The sequence below is a fragment of the Staphylococcus petrasii genome, from assembly GCF_002902565.1.
GTDB classification, from domain to species: domain Bacteria; phylum Bacillota; class Bacilli; order Staphylococcales; family Staphylococcaceae; genus Staphylococcus; species Staphylococcus petrasii.
In genome coordinates this window covers 35,325-53,790 of the sequence record NZ_PPRC01000027.1, presented here as the reverse complement: position 1 = coordinate 53,790, position 18,466 = coordinate 35,325, and the positions used below count along the sequence as shown (strand labels likewise).

Sequence of the window (18,466 nt, the reverse complement as noted above, 5' to 3'; positions counted from 1 at the left end):
TTCTACTAACTTTAAGTCCCCTATTCAATTAACAAGTCTGTCAATTCACAAATATCTGTCATATTGGTCAATATTTAGTCACTTTTCGTGAAAATCAAATGAATATTCTTTATTTATTATTATTTTAAAAAAATACTCAAAATCCCTTTATTTAAAAGGTTTGAACATACTCAAAATTCTATACTTAATCCATTATTATGTATAATTATGTAAAAAAATGGTTTTATTTTCATTATACTTCTGTTAGTATGAAGTTATATTAATTTTCAGAAAAATTATGAGGTGAGTATATGAAGGATAAAATTGTATTAGCATATTCAGGTGGTTTAGATACAAGCGTGGCAGTCAAATGGCTAATAGATAAAGGCTATGATGTAGTAGCCGTTTGTTTAGATGTCGGTGAAGGTAAAGACTTAGACTTAGTACATTCAAAAGCTTTAGACATGGGTGCTGTTGAATGTCACATTATTGATGCAACAAAAGAATTTAGTGATGACTTTGTAAGTTATGCAATTAAAGGAAACTTAATGTATGAAAATAGTTACCCACTCGTTTCTGCATTATCTCGTCCACTCATCGCTAAAAAATTAGTTGAAATTGCTGAACAAACACAATCAATCGGTATTGCGCATGGTTGTACAGGTAAAGGAAATGACCAAGTGCGTTTTGAAGTAGCAATTAAGGCATTAAATCCAAATCTTAAATCATTCGCACCAGTAAGAGAATGGGGTTGGAGCCGTGAAGAAGAAATCGATTATGCGATTAAACATGGTATCCCAGTTAGCATTAATCATGATTCACCTTATTCAATCGACCAAAACTTATGGGGTCGCGCCAATGAATGTGGTATTTTAGAAGATCCTTATGCAGCACCTCCTAAGGATGCCTATGATTTAACGGCTGAATTAGAAGATACACCTGACACACCTGAAGAAATTATTCTTTCATTTAAAAATGGTATTCCAGTACAACTTAACCATCAAGACTATGACTTAGACCAATTAATTCTTAAATTAAACGACATTGCTGGCAAACATGGTATTGGACGTATCGATCATGTGGAAAATCGTTTAGTAGGTATTAAATCTCGTGAAGTATATGAAACTCCAGGTGCTGAAGTTATTTTAAAAGCGCACAAAGCACTTGAAACACTTACCTTAACTAAAGATGTCGCTCACTTCAAACCTGTCATTGAAAAACAATTTGCAGAACAAACATATAACGGATTATGGTTCTCACCTTTAACTGATAGTTTAAAATTATTTATTGATAGCACTCAAAAATACGTTGAAGGTGACGTAAGAGTGAAGTTATTTAAAGGTAATGCGATTGTTAACGGAAGAAAATCTCCGTACACTTTATATAATGAAAAATTAGCAACTTATACAAAAGAAGATGCCTTTAATCAATCTGCAGCGGTAGGATTTATTGATATTTATGGCTTACCTACTCAAGTAAATGCTTACTTACATGGAGGTTATAGTAATGAGTAATAAAGCGTGGGGCGGACGTTTTCAACAGCAACCTGAAGAATGGGTTGATGAATTTAACGCTTCAATAGACTTTGACCAAGCACTATTAGATGAAGATATACAAGGTAGTATTGCTCATGCAACAATGTTAGCTAATCAACATATTATCTCTAATGAAGATAAAGAAGCCATCATCAAAGGCTTAAAAGATATTCAGCAAGACTTCCATCATCATAAATTAGAATTTAAGCAGTCACTTGAAGATATACACTTAAACATCGAACATGAATTGATTCAAAGAATTGGTGATGCTGGCGGAAGATTGCACACAGGTCGTAGCAGAAATGACCAAGTAGCTACTGACTTGCATTTATACGTTAAAAAAGAGGTTCAAGAAATCCAAGCGCTTATTCGTTCATTCCAATCATCAATTCTAACACTTGCCCAATCACATGTAGATACGATTATGCCAGGCTATACACACTTGCAACGTGCGCAACCTATTTCATTTGCGCACCATATTATGACTTATTTCTGGATGCTTGAACGTGATGATTCACGTTTCACTGACAGTATGAAGCGTATTGATATTTCACCATTAGGAGCAGCCGCTTTAAGTGGAACTACCCACCCTATTGATAGACATGAAACGCAAAAGTTGCTTGGCTTTGAATATATTTATGAAAATAGTTTAGATGCTGTAAGTGATCGTGATTATATAGTAGAAACATTGCATAATATTTCATTAACTATGGTACATTTATCACGTTTTGCGGAAGAAATTATTTTCTGGTCTACCGATGAAGCGAAATTCATTACATTAGCAGATGCGTTTTCTACTGGGTCATCTATTATGCCTCAGAAAAAGAATCCAGATATGGCTGAACTAATTCGTGGTAAAGTTGGACGAACTACCGGGCATTTAATGAGTATGCTTGTTACATTAAAAGGGTTACCACTTGCTTACAACAAAGACTTACAAGAAGATAAAGAAGGTTTATTCGATTCAGTGCGTACAGTCAAAGGATCACTACGTATCTTTGAAGGTATGCTTAATACATTAACAGTCAATACTGATCGTTTAAATGAAACAGTACATCAAGATTTCTCTAATGCGACAGAACTTGCTGACTATTTAGTAGAGAAACAAGTACCATTTAGAAAAGCACATGAAATTGTAGGTAAAATTGTCTTCGAATGTATTCAACAAGGTATTTACTTACTCGATGTACCACTTGAACGTTATAAAGAATTGAATGAGGCTATCGATACTGACGTTTATGATTATTTAAAACCAGAACGTTGTCTCAATCGTAGAAAAAGCTATGGTTCTACCGGCCAAGAGGCGGTACGTCAGCAATTAAAAGTAGCAGAAGATATTTTAAAAGCGAAATAATTTAAACCAGTCTCCCCCTACCATACGCTAATACGTATGTATAGGGGGATTTTTCTATATTTTACGTTAATTATATTGAGTAATTTTTAAAATTTTAAGAGTTACGATAAGCTTTCGCTAAGAGACTTCCTTTCAAAATATAGCTTTGCTAAATTTGAGATGTACTTTAAATTTGAAAGGATGGATTTTTTTGAAAGCAACAAATAAAGCAATAATCTCAAGTTTAACTGTCGCTAGTTTAGGACTCACTATTTTACATACTCCAGTTAAAGCAAGTGGCGCAGGTACAGGCCCTATCCCTTCAACAACATCTTCAGACAATACTCAAGCAAGCCAAGACAATCAAACGCAACAAGTTCCTGTTAATACGCACTATCGCACAGATAATCCTAAATGGACTACAAATTTAACAGGTGAACGATTTAGTACTATAGCTCATCGAGGTGCAAGTGGCTATGCACCAGAACATACATTTTATTCTTATGATAAAAGTCATAACCAATTAGGTGCCTCTTACATTGAAATTGATTTACAACGTACTAAAGATGGCCATTTGGTAGCTATGCATGATGAAACGGTAGACCGCACGACTAATGGAACTGGTCGAGTTGAAGACTATACGTTAGCTCAATTAAAAGAACTTGATGCTGGTTCTTGGTTTAATCAAGCAAATCCTCAATATGCAAATGCTGAATATAGCAATGCTAAAGTGCCTACATTAGATGAAATATTATCACGTTATGGTACTAGTGCGAATTATTATATCGAAACTAAGACACCAGATGTCTATCCTGGAATGGAAGAACAATTACTCGATACTTTAAAACGTCATAATATGTTAACTTCAGATTCTTTAAATAATGGTCATGTGTTAGTACAGTCATTTTCAGAAGAAAGCTTACAAAAAATGCATAATTTAGCACCTAGCGTTCCGTTAATTCGATTATTAGATAAAAACGAATTAACTCAACAAAGTGAAGCGGATTTACAACGCATCCGTTCATACGCAATCGGTGTTGGTCCTGAATATAGTGATTTAACTGCACAAAACACGGCTCATCTAAAAGACTTAGGCTTCATTATCCATCCTTTCACAGTGAATGAAGTTGCTGATATGCAACGACTTAATCAATATGGTGTAGACGGCGTATTCACTAACTATGCCGACCAATATAAAGCTGTTTCAGCTCAATAATAAAATTTAATTCAGTTTGAAGATTATAAAATCAAAACACTAGTTATCATAACTACATTTAATCAGTAGTAATATAACTAGTGTTTTATTTTGAAAGACAGTATGATTTTAACTCATTACTATTTTGGGAATTTCACATAAACTTTTTGTTCTGGAATAGTTAGCATATTCGTTATTGAAAACATGAATAGCATCAGAAAATAGCATAAATATAAAAGAATATTTCTTACATGATAGTCGATTAATAAATCAACACTTGCGAAAGTAAAAAATCCACACATTAAATACCACAATATCATAACTAGTTGAAATTTAATCCTAGGAATTATTATTATTTTATTAGTACTATTAGCAAAATTAATGTGTTTAATTTTCTTTTTATTATATATGTAAATGTGAAAAATAATTACTAATATCGCATAAACGAGACAAATAATAATATTAAAAAAATCACTAATATTGGTATCGAAATAATGTTCAATAGATCTTACAAAAGAACTAAGAAGGACGCCAGTTCCCACAGTACTCCATATTGCGCCTCCATTATTTTTACCTCTATATAATCCTAATTCATCAATTTCTTCGTCAGTGAGTTCTCTACACTTTTTAGGAATATACCAGTTAAGCATAGGCAAAACATAGGTTAACCAGTTATTAGTTAAATCTACTAAGTAATTTTTACCGTTACAATTGATTATTCTGTATTTGAGTCTTTTATGTAGACCCATTCCTCTTGCTTCAAGCAAATTATCAGCTCCATAACATAAAACAACGCTATAACTTGTTCCTGTTTCATAAACAAGCTATAGCGTTTGTAATTTATTTCAGTATAAAATTATGCCCAACCGCGGTAGCGTGCTGCTTCTGCAGTACGTTTAATACCTACGATGTAAGCTGCTAATCTCATATCAATTTTTCTGTTTTGAGCTAATTCATAAATTGTATCGAAAGCAGTTACTAATTTTTCACGTAATTTTTCATTAACTTCTTCTTCTGTCCAATAGTAACCTTGGTTATTTTGTACCCATTCGAAGTAAGATACTGTTACACCACCAGCACTTGCTAATACGTCTGGTACTAATAAGATGCCACGTTCAGTTAAAATACGTGTAGCTTCAGGTGTAGTTGGACCATTTGCTGCTTCAACTACGATATCTGCTTTAATATCATGTGCATTTTCTTCAGTAATTTGGTTAGAAATCGCTGCTGGTACTAAGATATCACAATCTAATTCAAATAATTCTTTATTAGAAATTGTGTTATCGAATAAGTTTGTAACTGTACCAAAGCTATCACGACGATCTAGTAAGTAATCAATATCTAAACCTTCTGGATCATGTAATGCACCGTATGCATCAGAAATACCTACAACTTTTGCTCCCATATCATATAAGAACTTAGCTAAGAAACTACCTGCGTTACCGAAACCTTGGATAACTACGCGTGCATCTTTAACATCAATACCTCTACGTTTAGCGGCTTGTTCAATTGCGATTACAACACCTAATGCAGTTGAACGGTCACGACCTTGTGAACCACCTAATACGATTGGTTTACCTGTGATGAAACCAGGAGAGTTAAATTTATCTAATGCACTATATTCATCCATCATCCAAGCCATAATTTGAGAGTTAGTAAATACGTCTGGTGCTGGAATATCTTTTGTTGGACCTACGAATTGAGAAATTGCACGTACATAACCACGTGATAAACGTTCAACTTCATGAATACTCATTTGACGTGGGTCACAGACGATACCGCCTTTACCACCGCCGTAAGGTAAATTAACGATACCACATTTTAAAGTCATCCACATTGATAATGCTTTTACATCATCTTCGTCTACGTCTGGGTGGAAACGTACCCCACCTTTTGTAGGACCTACTGCATCGTTATGTTGCGCACGGTAACCTGTAAATGTTTTAACTGTACCATCATCCATACGCACTGGGATGCGAACTTGTAAGAATCGTAATGGTTCTTTGATTAGTTCGTACATACCATCGTCAAATCCCAATTTGTGTAATGCTTCCTTAATAATACTTTGTGTAGAAGTCACTAAATTATTATTCTCAGTCATGTTCACTTTCGCCTCTTTTTTAACAAATGATTTCGCTTTCATACATATTGTAACATATGTGATTGCTTTTTAAAGGGTTTTCAAAATGAATGTTACAACTTTTTGAACTTATTCAAAAACGCTTCTAATTCTGTCTAATGCGTCATCTAATTCTTCTTTAGAAATTACTAATGGTGGCGCAAATCGAATCACTGTATCGTGTGTTTCTTTACATAGTAAACCTTTTTCTTTTAATGCTTCACAGAAAGGTCTAGCGCTCTCATGTAATTCAACACCAATAAAGAGACCACGTCCACGAACTTCTTTAATTGCTGGGTGTTCAATTTTTTGTAATTCTGATTTGAAGTATTCGCCTAATTCATTTGAACGACCAGGTAAATCTTCGTCGATAATAACATCTAACGCTGCAATTGATACGGCACATGCTAATGGGTTACCACCAAATGTTGAACCATGTGAACCTGGTGTGAACACATCTAACACTTCTTTGTCAGCTAATACAACTGAAATTGGTAACACGCCACCGCCAAGTGCTTTTCCTAAGATATAAACATCAGGTTTAACATTATCCCAATCTGTTGCGAATAATTTACCTGAACGGCCTAATCCAGCTTGAATTTCATCAGCGATAAATAAGATGTTATGTTCATCACATAAATCTCTAATTTCTTTAAGATAACCTTCTGGCGGAATATTGATTCCCGCTTCCCCTTGAATAGGCTCTACTAAGATAGCTGCTGTGTTATCATTAATCGCTTCTTTTAGTTGATTAACATCCCCGAAATCAACTTTGCGGAAACCATCTAATAGTGGACCATAGCCACGTTGATATTCTGCTTCAGAAGATAATGATACTGGCGCCATAGTACGACCATGGAAGTTACCATTAAAGGCAATAATTTCAGCTTTATTTGGTTCGATACCTTTCACATCATAAGCCCAACGACGTGCAGCTTTTAATGCCGTTTCAACCGCTTCTGCACCTGTATTCATTGGTAATGCTTTATCTTTACCAGCTAATTTACAAATCTTTTCATACCATGCACCTAAATTATCACTGTGGAACGCACGAGATACTAAAGTTACTCTATCTGCTTGATCTTTTAATGCTTGGATAATTTTAGGATGACGATGTCCTTGGTTAACAGCTGAATATGCTGATAACATATCCATATATTTATTACCTTCTGGATCAGTTACCCAAATGCCTTCTGCTTCTGCTACAACGATTGGTAGAGGCACGTAGTTATGTGCTCCATAGTGGTTTGTTAATTCAATGATTTGTTCTGACTTAGTCATAATATCTCCCCTTTGCTTAAATTATATTAAAACTAATGGCCATACGAGAGCGGCTTTCATGATTAATACATAGGTATACTTCTCTTTTTTGAAAATGAAAATAGAATTAGTCCACTTTTTTAAAGAGGTATACATGTTGTGAAAGCCCTTACAGATATAATGACATATTACATTGTATTTTTACAAGTAAAATAATAAAAATTTTCGGATAACTTTAATGTTAAAATTTTTATAACTATAGTATGAAAAAAAGCTTGCACTACATTGCGTAGTACAAGCTTTCCTAATTTATTATTTATCTTTACGAGGTAATGGATAGAATCCTTCGTTAAATTGTTTCCATAAGTTTGGTGTTAATTCATGATTATCTTCACGTTCAGGATCGAAGTAAGAAATAATTTCGTCTTCTTTTCCTTCTTTAATTTTCTCAATGAAATTATAATCTAATAGAATTTCACGACCAAGTGCGACTAATTCCACGCCTGTTGATTCAATCGCATCTAATGCATCGTCTGCAGTAAATACTGAGCCGATACCAATCACTGGCATGCGACCATCTACCCATTTATGGATTAATTTCAAGCGTTCTTGACCAGCATATTTACCTTCACGTGTTTCAGAGTGGATATCTCCAATTGAAATATGCACGTAGTCAATTGCTTTCTCTGTAATTGTCTTAATTAATTGTTCAGTTAACTCCATTGAAATACCTGGAGATTCTGCTTCTTCAGGAGATAAACGGTAACCAACGATAAAGTCTTTATTAGCGTGTTGTTCTTTCACTTTAAGTACTTCATCTATCACAGCTGTAGGGAACTTCATGTGGTCGCCCCACTCATCATTTCTTCTATTATAATATGGAGAAACGAATTGATGGATTAAGTAATGATTGGCACCGTGAATTTCAACACCATCGAAACCTGCTTCAATCACACGACGTGTCGCTTCACCGAAATCTTTAATTGTTTGTTCAATTTCTTCAGGTGTGATTTCTCTCGCATCGTGTTCTTGTTCTTGACCGAAACTTTTAAGTGAAATAGGACTTGGCGCTACGACATCGCCATTAGGAGTTAAGTTTGGTAGAGCTTGCGCACCACCATGGTGAATTTGTACTAACGCTTTCGCGCCATTTTTCTTCATAGCTTGTGCTAAGCGTTTTAAACCTTCAATATCTGAATCATGTGCAACGGATGGTTGTCCTGGGAAAGCTTTACCAATATCATTCACATTACTAGCGGCATTAAGTGCTAAGCCTACATCTTTAGAACGTTTTTCAATATATGGAATTTCAACGTCTGAAATCGTACCATCATCATTTGATGAAATGTGTGTGAGAGGCGCTAACACAAAACGGTTTCTTAATTCAACGCCATTAGGTAATGTTACTGTTTCAAATAACTTTTCATATTTAGTATTCATAATGATTCCTTTCCTCCTTATTTATGCTCAAACTATAGCACGGATAGAAAATTGTTCTCTAGTTTTTTGCTTGCATGTGCATGCATACATACTTTAAATAAATTCCCTTAAATATAGTTTTTAATCATGAAAGAAAGTGGCCATCGCCATCTCATCCGCACATTTAAGCTTAGGCCCGGCGCATTAAAAAATCAAAAAAGCTAACGTTATTGTGAGTAAATAACGTTAGCTTAGCGTGTTTACAGTCAATTAATTATTACGAATCGCACGTTTAGACTGCTTAATCCAGACCGGTAGGCGTTCTTCAAGTGTTTGAAACCCATACTTTTCTGTTTCTTTAATTTCATCTAATACTGACTGCTTCTCTTTTTTTCGTTCATAATTCTTAAAGTAATCATTATCTTTGAGTGACAAATTAAGTTTTCCTTCATCATCAATTGATAAAATCTTCGCTTTAACAATTTGTCCTTCTGATAGAAATTTTTTTAAGTTATGGACATAATCATCCATGATTTCTGAAATGTGGATTAGTCCTTCAGTATGGTCAGGGGCCTCAACAAAAGCGCCATACGGTTGAATGCCAGTCACACGCACTTTAATATGCTGACCTACTTTATAGTGAGTATTCAACTTGATAACCCCTTATTCGATATTCTTAACATATTTATAATAGCATAAAATATAAACTGGGACTAACTATTAAGGGATAAAAATTTTATTTTTCAATTATTTATTAAATTTAATCTTCACTATTTGATTTAGCTCAATCTATATATTCACGAGGCGAAGACGTAATAACTTTTCAAAAAAACATTCAAAAAAACGAGCCGACAAACTATTTATCGACTCGCTCAATTTCCAACAATATTTAATTGAACTTTCAATTTATGAAACTAATGTGTCAACCGCTCTCGTTAGAAATTGAAACACATTCTACCGTTTCACTTATGCGTTTTTATCTTCAACGTCGATTGATTCGATAACCACATCATGAACTGGTTTATCTTGAGCGCCTACTTTAGTATTAGCGATATCTTCTAATGTTGTTTCACCTTCAATTAATTGACCAAATACAGTGTGTTTTTGATCTAACCAAGGTGTACCGCCTTTTTCACTATAAGCTTTAGCAATCTCTTCTGGCCAACCGCCATCAACTAATTGATTTAACATTGTTTCTGGTACTTCTTTCATTTGGACAATAAAGAATTGTGAACCATTAGTGTTTGGTCCAGCATTAGCCATTGAAAGCGCGCCATATAAATTGAAAGCTTCCATTGAGAATTCATCTTCAAATGAACCGCCATAGATACTTTCTCCGCCCATACCTGTTGCAGTTGGGTCGCCACCTTGAATCATGAAATCGTTAATTACACGGTGGAAAGTAATGCCATCGTAGTAACCATTTTTCGCATGTGTCACGAAATTCTCAACTGTTTTAGGTGCGATATCTGGGAATAATTTAAACGTCATATCCCCTTTATTTGTATGCATAACTAATTTAATTTCATTATCTTGTATTTCTTTATTTAACTGTGGATAGTTAGTCATTTAGATTCTCCATTCATGTTATGATGATATAGGTATATATTAACACATTTGAAAGGGAGTAATATAGCATGTTATATCGATTCTCACATAAGACAGGCGCTTATGGCGTAACGATTAAAGAGGAGAATGAAGACCAAGTACTTGTTCAAGTTGAACAAGTCATCAAACACCCTAAACAAGGCGATTTACACAACCCTGGTCAAGTAGAAGGTGTCTTCTTTCATGAACGTCGTGCCTTAAGTCATTACGAAAAACGTTATGCGACACGTTCACAACTTCGTGACTTTAATGTTGAAGAAATGAAATACGAAGATTCTCTTCAACAAGCTATCACAAAAATGGAAAATGACCTTAAACAACAAGACACAGAATTTTCAAAAATGGCTTTAAATAATCTTGAAAATCTAAAAAATGACTACTCAATTCAATATAAACAAAAATTTTTCTAAGTAATTTTGACGTGTTTCTTCTTATTTAACAAGTTCTAGGAAATCACTGTATACATGGGCTTTCACCGTTTTTCAGAACGGAATGATTCATGTATAATGTATGCCATAAATATTTTTAAAGGAGGAAAACATAGTGAGTTTGTTACATATTGCGGTCATTTTACCGTTAATATTTGCACTCATTATTCCAATCCTTTATCGATTCTCTAAGAAGATTCATTTAGGTTGGTTTGTATTACCTATTCCTGTTGTCTTATTTATTTATTTCTTATCTCTTATATCGACTACTCAGTCAGGTAATACAGTAATAAATACATTAAATTGGATGCCACATATCGGTATGAACTTTGATTTATATCTAGATGGCTTAAGTATATTGTTTAGTTTACTCATTACAGGTATCGGTAGTTTAGTCGTACTATATTCTATCGGCTACCTTAGTAAATCCGAACAACTCGGGAATTTTTACTGTTATTTATTACTATTCATGGGTGCAATGTTGGGAGTTGTACTCTCAGATAACTTAATTATTTTATATCTATTTTGGGAGTTAACATCATTTTCAAGTTTCTTACTCATCTCATTTTGGAGAGAGAAACAAGCCTCTATCTACGGCGCTCAGAAATCACTTATCATTACCGTATTTGGAGGATTAAGTTTACTTGGCGGCTTCATCCTTATTTCTGTAGCCGGAAATTCTTTAAGCCTCCATCATTTACTTGAACATGCGTTCGAAATACAGCACAGTCCAATATTCACTTTAGCAATGATTTTAATCATGCTAGGTGCATTTACTAAATCTGCACAAGTACCATTTTATATTTGGCTACCCGATGCAATGGAAGCACCAACACCAGTCAGTGCCTACTTGCACTCAGCAACAATGGTAAAAGCTGGATTATATTTAGTAGCACGTGTTACCCCACTATTTGCCATTTCACAAGGTTGGATATGGACTATTACATTAGTCGGGCTTATCACGTTATTCTGGGCTTCATTAAATGCAACGAAACAACAAGATCTTAAAGGCATCTTGGCTTTCTCTACCGTTTCTCAACTTGGCATGATTATGTCTATGTTAGGTATTGGAGCGGTGAGCTATCATTTTGAAGGTAGTCAAAGTCAACTTTACGTTGCTGCATTCACTGCTGCAGTATTTCACTTAATTAACCATGCTACATTTAAAGGTGCATTATTCATGGTTACTGGTGCCGTTGATCATGCGACAGGCACACGTGATGTGAAGAAATTAGGCGGTTTACTTACAATTATGCCTATTTCATTTACGATTACAGTCATCACAGCCTTAAGTATGGCCGGTGTTCCGCCGTTCAACGGGTTCTTATCTAAAGAGAAATTTTTAGAAGCAATGATTGAAGTTTCTCATGCGCACATTTTTAGCCTTAATTCATTAGGGATAATCTTCCCGATTTTAGCTATTGTAGGTAGTATTTTCACTTTCGTGTATTCGATTAAATTCGTCTTACATATATTTTTCGGTCAGCACAAACCGAATGCATTACCTAAGAAGGCACATGAAGTTTCAATCTTAATGTTAATTTCTCCAAGCATTTTAGCTATTTTAGTAATTGTCTTTGGCTTTGCGCCTGGTCTATTAACGCAAACTATTATTGAACCAGCTACATTAGCGATTAGTAACTTATCAACTACACACGCTGAGTTCCATATGTTCCATGGTATTACCCCTGCCTTCATTTCAACATTAACTATTTGGATTGTAGGGATATTACTATTACTTACATTTGGCTATTGGATTCGATTATTACAAGCTCAGCCAACGAAACTAACATTTAACCATTGGTACGATTCTACTGGAAAATGGTTACCAACAACGTCAGCGAAAATGACAAATAGTTATGTAAATGGATACGTTAGAGATAGTTTAGTGATTATATTTGGTATGTTAATTTTAATGACGATTGTAACGCTATTCAGCGTGCCATTTAGCTTTAACTTTAAAGATATTAACAACATTCATATTTATGAAATTGTCATTCTTCTTATCTTAATAGTGGCATCATTCATGATAGTATTCGCATCATCGCGTTTATTCAGTATTATCATGCTTGGTGTCGTTGGCTATTCAGTATCAGTATTATTTGTCTTTTTCAAAGCACCAGATTTAGCGTTAACTCAATTTGTCGTAGAATCAATTTCTACTGGTTTATTCTTATTATGTTTCTATCACTTACCTAATTTAAATCGTTATAACGAGAAACCTTCTTTTAAAATAACCAATGCTATTATTTCCATTGGTGTAGGTTTAGTCGTGATTGTATTAGGTTTAATTGCATATGGTAATCGCCATTTCACTTCAATCGGTGAGTACTACAAAGCACATGTTTATGATTTAGCACATGGTAAGAATATGGTTAACGTCATCCTAGTTGATTTCCGTGGTATGGATACATTATTCGAATCTTCGGTACTAGGTATCGCTGGTTTAGGTGTTTATACCATGATCAAATTACGCAGTAAACATAAAGCAAGTGAGGTGAAACGCGATGAACAGACAGAAAAATAATTTAATGTTCCAGTACGCAGCTGTCATTATCGCTTTCCTCATCGTTTTATTCGGCATGAGTTTATTCTTCGCAGGACACTATACACCAGGTGGTGGCTTCGTCGGCGGATTATTACTTTCAAGTGCCTTAACGATTATTGCGATTGCGTTTGATATTAAAACAATGCGCAAAGTATTCCCTTGGGATTTTAAAATATTAATAGGTATCGGACTGTTGTTTTGTGTAGGCACACCTATTGCAAGTTGGTTCTATGGAGAGAACTTTTTCACGCATACAGAATTCAACATTCCGTTACCCCTACTTCAACCTGTGCATATGAACACACCAATGTTCTTTGACTTCGGCGTAATGTGTGCAGTAATCGGCACAGTCATGACAATTATTATAACGATTGGAGAGAACGAATAGTGGAAATTATCATGATTATTGTATGTGGTATTCTCACAGCAATTAGTGTCTATCTCGTTTTATCTAAAAGTTTGATACGAATTGTTATGGGGACAACATTAATCACACATGCATCAAATTTATTTTTAATTACAATGGGTGGATTAAAACATGGTGAAATGCCTATTTATGAAAAAGGTATTGCTCAATATGTAGATCCTATCCCTCACGCCCTAATACTTACAGCAATTGTTATCGCTTTTGCGACAACCGCGTTCTTCTTAGTATTAGCCTTTAGAACGTACAAAGTATTAGGTACAGACAACGTAGAACTAATGAAAGGAGTACCTGAAGATGATAGTAAATAATTTAGTAGTCCTTACATTAGTTGTACCTATTATCACTGCGATTATACTGATTTTTCTTGGTGAACGCATTCAAGCTAAACGTTATGTCACATTAATTGGTTTAGCTTTAACTTTAACTGTAGCAATCATTAATCTAATCAGTGTCATTAACCATGGACCTCTTAAAGTAGAATTAGGTTCATGGCCAGCACCTTATGGCATTATCTTCTTATTAGATTCATTTAGTGCCATGCTTATTGTAACGAGCATTATCATTACAATTCTTATTACTGCTTATTCAATAACGACAGCTGGCATAGATAGAGAACGCTATTATTTTCATTTTTCAATAATGTTTATGCTAGTTGGTATTATTGGTGCCTTTACAACCGGAGATATATTCAACCTATTTGTATTCTTCGAAGTTTTCTTAATGTCTTCTTACGCCCTACTTGTATTAGGTGGTACAAGAATACAGTTACGTGAAACAGTGAAATATTTACTCGTTAATATCGTGACATCAACATTTTTTGTTATTGCAGTAGGTATTTTATATTCCGTTGTAGGCACATTAAATATGGCAGACATCAGTGATAAGCTTGCTCAGCTTAATCATACACATAGCGGTCTTTTAAGTATTGTCTTTATTTTATTTATATTTGTGTTTGCAACAAAAGCTGGTGCATTTCCAATGTATATCTGGCTACCAGGTTCATACTATGCGCCACCGTTTGCGATTATCGCTTTCTTTGGTGCTTTATTAACTAAAGTCGGTGTCTACGCCATTGCAAGAACACTAAGCTTATTTTTCCAAAATACTATTAGCTTTTCACACTACACCATTCTGTTTTTAGCGCTTCTAACAATTATCTTTGGATCAGTTGGCGCTATCGCATATTATGATACTAAAAAAATTATTATCTATAATATTATGATTGCAGTTGGCGTTATTTTAGTCGGTGTAGCAATGATGAACCAAGCTGGGATTATTGGCGCAATTTACTACACATTACACGATATGTTAGTAAAAACTGCTTTATTTTTACTAATTGGCGTGATGTATCAAATCACTAAAACAACAAATTTAAAAGAGTTTGGTGGTTTAATTAAAACGTATCCTGTTCTTGGATGGTCATTCTTTATTGCTGCTCTAAGCTTAGCAGGTATTCCGCCTTTAAGCGGTTTCTATGGAAAATATTATATTGTGCAGGCTACATTTGAAAAAGGATTCTACGTTAGCGGCATTATCGTATTATTATCAAGTTTAGTCGTACTTTATTCAGTCATTCGTATATTTTTACAAGGCTTCTTCGGAGAACCTAAAGGTTATAATGTAAATCAAAAATTAAATGTTAACTACCCGGCAACTATTTCAATTATAGCCGTCGTTATCACTGTATTATTTGGTTTATCTGCCGACTTTTTATATCCATTAATATCAGAAGCAGCCAAATCATTCTATGATCCTAGCGTTTATATTCATAGTGTATTAGGAGGTAGATAATGATGGCCATTCAAATTACCGTAAATTTTCTTTTAGCATTCATTTGGTTATTTCTAAGTGGAAGTTACACATTAAATAATCTATTACTAGGCTTCTTACTCGGTTTAGGAATTGTTTACTTATTTAATAAAGCGTTACCTGGCAAATTTTATTTAATAAGAGTTTATAAAATCATCAAGCTTATTGTTGTCTTTCTTATAGAATTAATTAAAGCCAATATTGATGTATTAAAGATTGTATTACGACCTAAATTACAAAATCAACCTGGCTTTTTTACTTATCACACAGATTTAAAGACAGATTGGCAAATCGTGCTACTATCTAATTTAATCACGCTTACGCCAGGCACAGTCGTATTAGGTATTAGTGATGATAGAACTAAGATTTATATCCACGCGATTGATTTTAGTACGAAGGAAGAAGAAGTTGAAGGAATTAAATCATCACTTGAAAAAGTGGTTAGAGAGGTGGGCGAAGACTAATGGTAAAACTCATTATGCTAATTGCACTCATCATTGTAGTACTTTCTATGTTAGCTATGTTTATTCGCATTATTAAAGGCCCTACTTTAGCCGATAGAATTTTAGCGCTTGATGCCGTAGGTTTACAATTAATGGCATGCGTCGCGTTATACAGTATCTTCATAGGCGCTCAATATTTACTTGTAGCCATTTTATTAATTGGTATCTTAGCATTTTTAGGTACAGCAGTATTTTCAAAATATATAGATAAAGGTAAGGTGATCGAACATGATAGCAACCATCATGATTAGCTTATCTATTCTATTCGTTATTGCTGGCGCATTAATCAGTGTTGTTACCGCTATTGGTATGATACGTCTGAAAGACATTTATTCACGTGGACATGCTGCAGGTAAATCAGCAACATTAGGTGCTATGTTCTTACTATTTGGTACCTTCCTATACTTTATTGGTACTGAAAAGTATATCAACATGCAATTAATCTTTGGTATTATCTTTATTTTTATTACCGGTCCTCTTTCAAGTCATTTAATTATGAGAGCCGCTTATAATAATAAAACACCTTATACTAAAGATACTAAAATTGACGATCTCAAAGATGAATTTAAAGACAAGAAAATATAATATAACACTAAAGCTCTAGTCGAATGTTTTTTCGACTAGAGCTTTTTTAGTTATTGTCTTCTAAAATTATGTATGCTATTATAAATCGTAATTATTACGTTTTATAAAGAAAGAAGTGTTCTTATGCATTGGACTATTATCGGCGGTGGCATTCAAGGTACAACTATCGCAATTAAATTACGTGAAGCAGGTCTTTCGATTGATAACTTAACAATTATTGATCCCTATTCATCTTTATGTGAACAGTTTAACGACTTCACTCATAGAATAAGTATGCCCTTTTTACGCTCACCTATCGTCCATCATATTCATCCCAATCCATTTCATCTAAAGCAATTTGCGAAGTTTCAACAATATACGAATGCGACTTATGGACGCTATCAACGCCCTCAAACAGATATGTTTATGCATCATGTTCATGAACTAGTGCATCGCTATCATTTAAATGATAGCCATCTTCAAGGCTACGTGAATCAGATTAGACGCACTGGTTCACAATGGAGAATTTATTTATCTAATGCTCAAGTTTTACATACAGATTGTGTAGTTTTGGCTCAAGGTTGTAATCACCAACCTTATATTCCTTCTCTTTTTGAAAATGAAAGCAATGTTTGCCACATTTTCAAAAAAGAATTTAATCCAACTATGTATGAGAAAAGTTCACATGTCGTTGGAAGTGGTATTTCAGCAGCGCATTTAACGCTTAAATTATTGAACCAATCACCTGATAAAACTGTTCATCTGTGGATGAATAAAGACATTGATATTCAACACTTTGATGCAGATCCTGCATGGTTAGGGCCAAAAAATATGGGGCCATTCTTGGAAATAACCTCCTCTGAAAAACGAATGGAAATTATTACTGAGGCGCGCCACAAAGGTTCAATGCCTCAAGAATTATATTTACGTTTGAAAAAGCATGTTCAAAACGGACGTTTAATCATCCATCACGATAAAATTTTAAAACTTGAAAACCATCAAATTATTACAGAAACATCGGCAACACCTTATGATTTCATTCTATTAGCCACAGGTTTCGAAGCTACATTAATGAAACAAAATATGGTTCAATCTCTAATTCAACATGAACAAGCACCCCTTACACAATGTGGTTTACCCGATATAACTTCTGACTTAGAATGGTTACCTCAACTATTTGTAGCTGGAGGTTTGGCCGATTTAGAATTAGGACCATTTGCGAGAAATATTATGGGTGGCAGAGAAGCAGCTCAACGTATTCACAACGCTTTTCAAAAATTAAATTATTCTAAAAATAAATTTGCATAAGACAAAAGTGGCCTTTAAAAAAGACCACTTTTGTTATTTCGTATTATTTATGTTTTAAAGGTTTAATGCCAATTGTTCCTCTCATTATACTAATCAATTGGTCATCGTCACTTTTAATTTCAATATTCCAAACTTGGGTTGTACTACCTTGATGAATAATTGTAGCCGTTGCTGTCACGCGTCCTTCTTTTACAGAACGAATATGATTCGCATTCATTTCTAAGCCTAATGGGATATAGTGATTGGTATCAACTAAATTTGCTGCACCGATGGAACATGCTGTTTCACCTAGTGCAATCGTCGCGCCCCCATGCAAATAACCGAATGGTTGCTTCACCTTATCTGTGACAGGCATAGAGATTACAACTTTGCCGTTAGTTGTTTCTTCAATCTTCATTTCAAAGGTTTCTAATAAATTGGTCACCTATTTC

19 protein-coding genes are annotated in these 18,466 nt (G+C 34.3%); 12 read left to right on the top strand and 7 right to left on the bottom strand.

All coding sequences use genetic code 11. The features are described from left to right. The first annotated feature begins 290 nt into the window (after window positions 1–290). The 3 genes from CD127_RS05760 (at window position 291) to CD127_RS05750 (ending at window position 4,063) form a co-directional block, all read left to right on the top strand. The gene (locus CD127_RS05760; RefSeq protein WP_103366061.1) at window positions 291–1,493 is read left to right on the top strand and encodes an argininosuccinate synthase; all 1,203 of its coding nucleotides are present in this window, start codon (window positions 291–293) and stop codon (window positions 1,491–1,493) included. Next, window positions 1,486–2,868, top strand: a complete 1,383-nt coding sequence (gene argH / locus CD127_RS05755; RefSeq protein ID WP_103366060.1) for an argininosuccinate lyase — start codon at window positions 1,486–1,488, stop codon at window positions 2,866–2,868. Before CD127_RS05760 ends, argH begins: the two co-directional genes overlap by 8 nt. 190 nt (window positions 2,869–3,058) lie before the next feature. Continuing rightward, entirely contained in the window at window positions 3,059–4,063 is a 1,005-nt protein-coding gene (locus CD127_RS05750) for a glycerophosphodiester phosphodiesterase (protein WP_103366059.1), read from the top strand. A gap of 119 nt (window positions 4,064–4,182) precedes the next feature. On the opposite strand, the gene CD127_RS05745 is transcribed toward CD127_RS05750, so the two are convergent. The 6 genes from CD127_RS05745 to CD127_RS05720 all read right to left on the bottom strand — a co-directional run bounded on the left by CD127_RS05745 (window position 4,183) and on the right by CD127_RS05720 (window position 10,409). Further along, complete coding sequence (locus CD127_RS05745; protein WP_103366058.1) at window positions 4,183–4,809, bottom strand: DUF443 family protein; 627 nt, start codon at window positions 4,807–4,809, stop codon at window positions 4,183–4,185. Window positions 4,810–4,898: 89 nt separating this feature from the next. Further along, window positions 4,899–6,143, bottom strand: coding sequence for a Glu/Leu/Phe/Val family dehydrogenase (locus CD127_RS05740; RefSeq protein WP_103297624.1), 1,245 nt, complete (start codon window positions 6,141–6,143; stop codon window positions 4,899–4,901). A gap of 108 nt (window positions 6,144–6,251) precedes the next feature. Beyond that, window positions 6,252–7,442 carry an ornithine--oxo-acid transaminase gene (locus tag CD127_RS05735; protein ID WP_103366057.1) on the bottom strand — a complete coding sequence of 397 codons (1,191 nt, stop codon included), beginning with the start codon at window positions 7,440–7,442 and terminating at the stop codon, window positions 6,252–6,254. 291 nt (window positions 7,443–7,733) lie between these two features. After that, window positions 7,734–8,861 carry an NADH-dependent flavin oxidoreductase gene (locus tag CD127_RS05730; protein ID WP_103297626.1) on the bottom strand — a complete coding sequence of 376 codons (1,128 nt, stop codon included), beginning with the start codon at window positions 8,859–8,861 and terminating at the stop codon, window positions 7,734–7,736. Between the two features lie 249 nt (window positions 8,862–9,110). Then, window positions 9,111–9,491 (bottom strand): S1 domain-containing post-transcriptional regulator Ygs, encoded by a 381-nt coding sequence (ygs, locus tag CD127_RS05725; protein ID WP_103297627.1) that lies wholly within the window; start codon window positions 9,489–9,491, stop codon window positions 9,111–9,113. A gap of 315 nt (window positions 9,492–9,806) precedes the next feature. Beyond that, window positions 9,807–10,409 carry a peptidylprolyl isomerase gene (locus CD127_RS05720; protein WP_103366056.1) on the bottom strand — a complete coding sequence of 201 codons (603 nt, stop codon included), beginning with the start codon at window positions 10,407–10,409 and terminating at the stop codon, window positions 9,807–9,809. A 68-nt stretch (window positions 10,410–10,477) separates the two neighbouring features. On the opposite strand from CD127_RS05720, the gene CD127_RS05715 reads away from it, so the two are divergent. The 9 genes from CD127_RS05715 to CD127_RS05675 all read left to right on the top strand — a co-directional run bounded on the left by CD127_RS05715 (window position 10,478) and on the right by CD127_RS05675 (window position 18,035). After that, window positions 10,478–10,858: a kinase-associated lipoprotein B gene (locus CD127_RS05715; RefSeq protein ID WP_103297629.1), complete on the top strand. Its 381-nt coding sequence runs from the start codon at window positions 10,478–10,480 to the stop codon at window positions 10,856–10,858. Window positions 10,859–10,991: 133 nt separating this feature from the next. Beyond that, window positions 10,992–13,403 (top strand): Na+/H+ antiporter subunit A, encoded by a 2,412-nt coding sequence (locus tag CD127_RS05710; RefSeq protein ID WP_103366055.1) that lies wholly within the window; start codon window positions 10,992–10,994, stop codon window positions 13,401–13,403. Beyond that, window positions 13,384–13,812 (top strand): Na(+)/H(+) antiporter subunit B, encoded by a 429-nt coding sequence (locus CD127_RS05705; protein WP_103297631.1) that lies wholly within the window; start codon window positions 13,384–13,386, stop codon window positions 13,810–13,812. Before CD127_RS05710 ends, CD127_RS05705 begins: the two co-directional genes overlap by 20 nt. After that, entirely contained in the window at window positions 13,812–14,159 is a 348-nt protein-coding gene (mnhC1, locus tag CD127_RS05700; protein WP_103366054.1) for a Na+/H+ antiporter Mnh1 subunit C, read from the top strand. Before CD127_RS05705 ends, mnhC1 begins: the two co-directional genes overlap by 1 nt. Beyond that, entirely contained in the window at window positions 14,146–15,642 is a 1,497-nt protein-coding gene (locus CD127_RS05695) for a Na+/H+ antiporter subunit D (protein WP_103366053.1), read from the top strand. The genes mnhC1 and CD127_RS05695 overlap by 14 nt, the downstream gene beginning before the upstream one ends. 2 nt (window positions 15,643–15,644) lie before the next feature. Then, entirely contained in the window at window positions 15,645–16,124 is a 480-nt protein-coding gene (locus CD127_RS05690; protein WP_103297666.1) for a Na+/H+ antiporter subunit E, read from the top strand. Continuing rightward, window positions 16,124–16,414 carry a Na(+)/H(+) antiporter subunit F1 gene (locus CD127_RS05685; protein ID WP_103297634.1) on the top strand — a complete coding sequence of 97 codons (291 nt, stop codon included), beginning with the start codon at window positions 16,124–16,126 and terminating at the stop codon, window positions 16,412–16,414. The genes CD127_RS05690 and CD127_RS05685 overlap by 1 nt, the downstream gene beginning before the upstream one ends. Next, the gene (locus CD127_RS05680; RefSeq protein WP_103297635.1) at window positions 16,392–16,748 is read left to right on the top strand and encodes a Na+/H+ antiporter subunit G1; all 357 of its coding nucleotides are present in this window, start codon (window positions 16,392–16,394) and stop codon (window positions 16,746–16,748) included. The genes CD127_RS05685 and CD127_RS05680 overlap by 23 nt, the downstream gene beginning before the upstream one ends. 123 nt (window positions 16,749–16,871) lie before the next feature. Then, the gene (locus CD127_RS05675; RefSeq protein WP_103366052.1) at window positions 16,872–18,035 is read left to right on the top strand and encodes an NAD(P)-binding domain-containing protein; all 1,164 of its coding nucleotides are present in this window, start codon (window positions 16,872–16,874) and stop codon (window positions 18,033–18,035) included. 43 nt (window positions 18,036–18,078) lie between these two features. Here CD127_RS05675 and CD127_RS05670 read toward each other — a convergent pair whose 3' ends face one another. Continuing rightward, entirely contained in the window at window positions 18,079–18,459 is a 381-nt protein-coding gene (locus tag CD127_RS05670; RefSeq protein WP_103297637.1) for a PaaI family thioesterase, read from the bottom strand. Window positions 18,460–18,466: the final 7 nt, after the last annotated feature.

Excerpts from the sequence above, each read along its gene's own strand:
- CD127_RS05695 (WP_103366053.1), top strand. The coding sequence starts at position 14,146 with ATGATAGTAAATAATTTAGTAGTCCTTACATTAGTTGTACCTATTATC.
- CD127_RS05735 (WP_103366057.1), bottom strand. The coding sequence starts at position 7,442 with ATGACTAAGTCAGAACAAATCATTGAATTAACAAACCACTATGGAGCA.
- CD127_RS05715 (WP_103297629.1), top strand. The coding sequence starts at position 10,478 with ATGTTATATCGATTCTCACATAAGACAGGCGCTTATGGCGTAACGATT.
- CD127_RS05690 (WP_103297666.1), top strand. The coding sequence starts at position 15,645 with ATGGCCATTCAAATTACCGTAAATTTTCTTTTAGCATTCATTTGGTTA.
- argH (WP_103366060.1), top strand. The coding sequence starts at position 1,486 with ATGAGTAATAAAGCGTGGGGCGGACGTTTTCAACAGCAACCTGAAGAA.
- CD127_RS05680 (WP_103297635.1), top strand. The coding sequence starts at position 16,392 with ATGATAGCAACCATCATGATTAGCTTATCTATTCTATTCGTTATTGCT.
- CD127_RS05740 (WP_103297624.1), bottom strand. The coding sequence starts at position 6,143 with ATGACTGAGAATAATAATTTAGTGACTTCTACACAAAGTATTATTAAG.
- CD127_RS05730 (WP_103297626.1), bottom strand. The coding sequence starts at position 8,861 with ATGAATACTAAATATGAAAAGTTATTTGAAACAGTAACATTACCTAAT.
- CD127_RS05720 (WP_103366056.1), bottom strand. The coding sequence starts at position 10,409 with ATGACTAACTATCCACAGTTAAATAAAGAAATACAAGATAATGAAATT.
- CD127_RS05760 (WP_103366061.1), top strand. The coding sequence starts at position 291 with ATGAAGGATAAAATTGTATTAGCATATTCAGGTGGTTTAGATACAAGC.
- CD127_RS05705 (WP_103297631.1), top strand. The coding sequence starts at position 13,384 with ATGAACAGACAGAAAAATAATTTAATGTTCCAGTACGCAGCTGTCATT.
- CD127_RS05685 (WP_103297634.1), top strand. The coding sequence starts at position 16,124 with ATGGTAAAACTCATTATGCTAATTGCACTCATCATTGTAGTACTTTCT.
- CD127_RS05675 (WP_103366052.1), top strand. The coding sequence starts at position 16,872 with ATGCATTGGACTATTATCGGCGGTGGCATTCAAGGTACAACTATCGCA.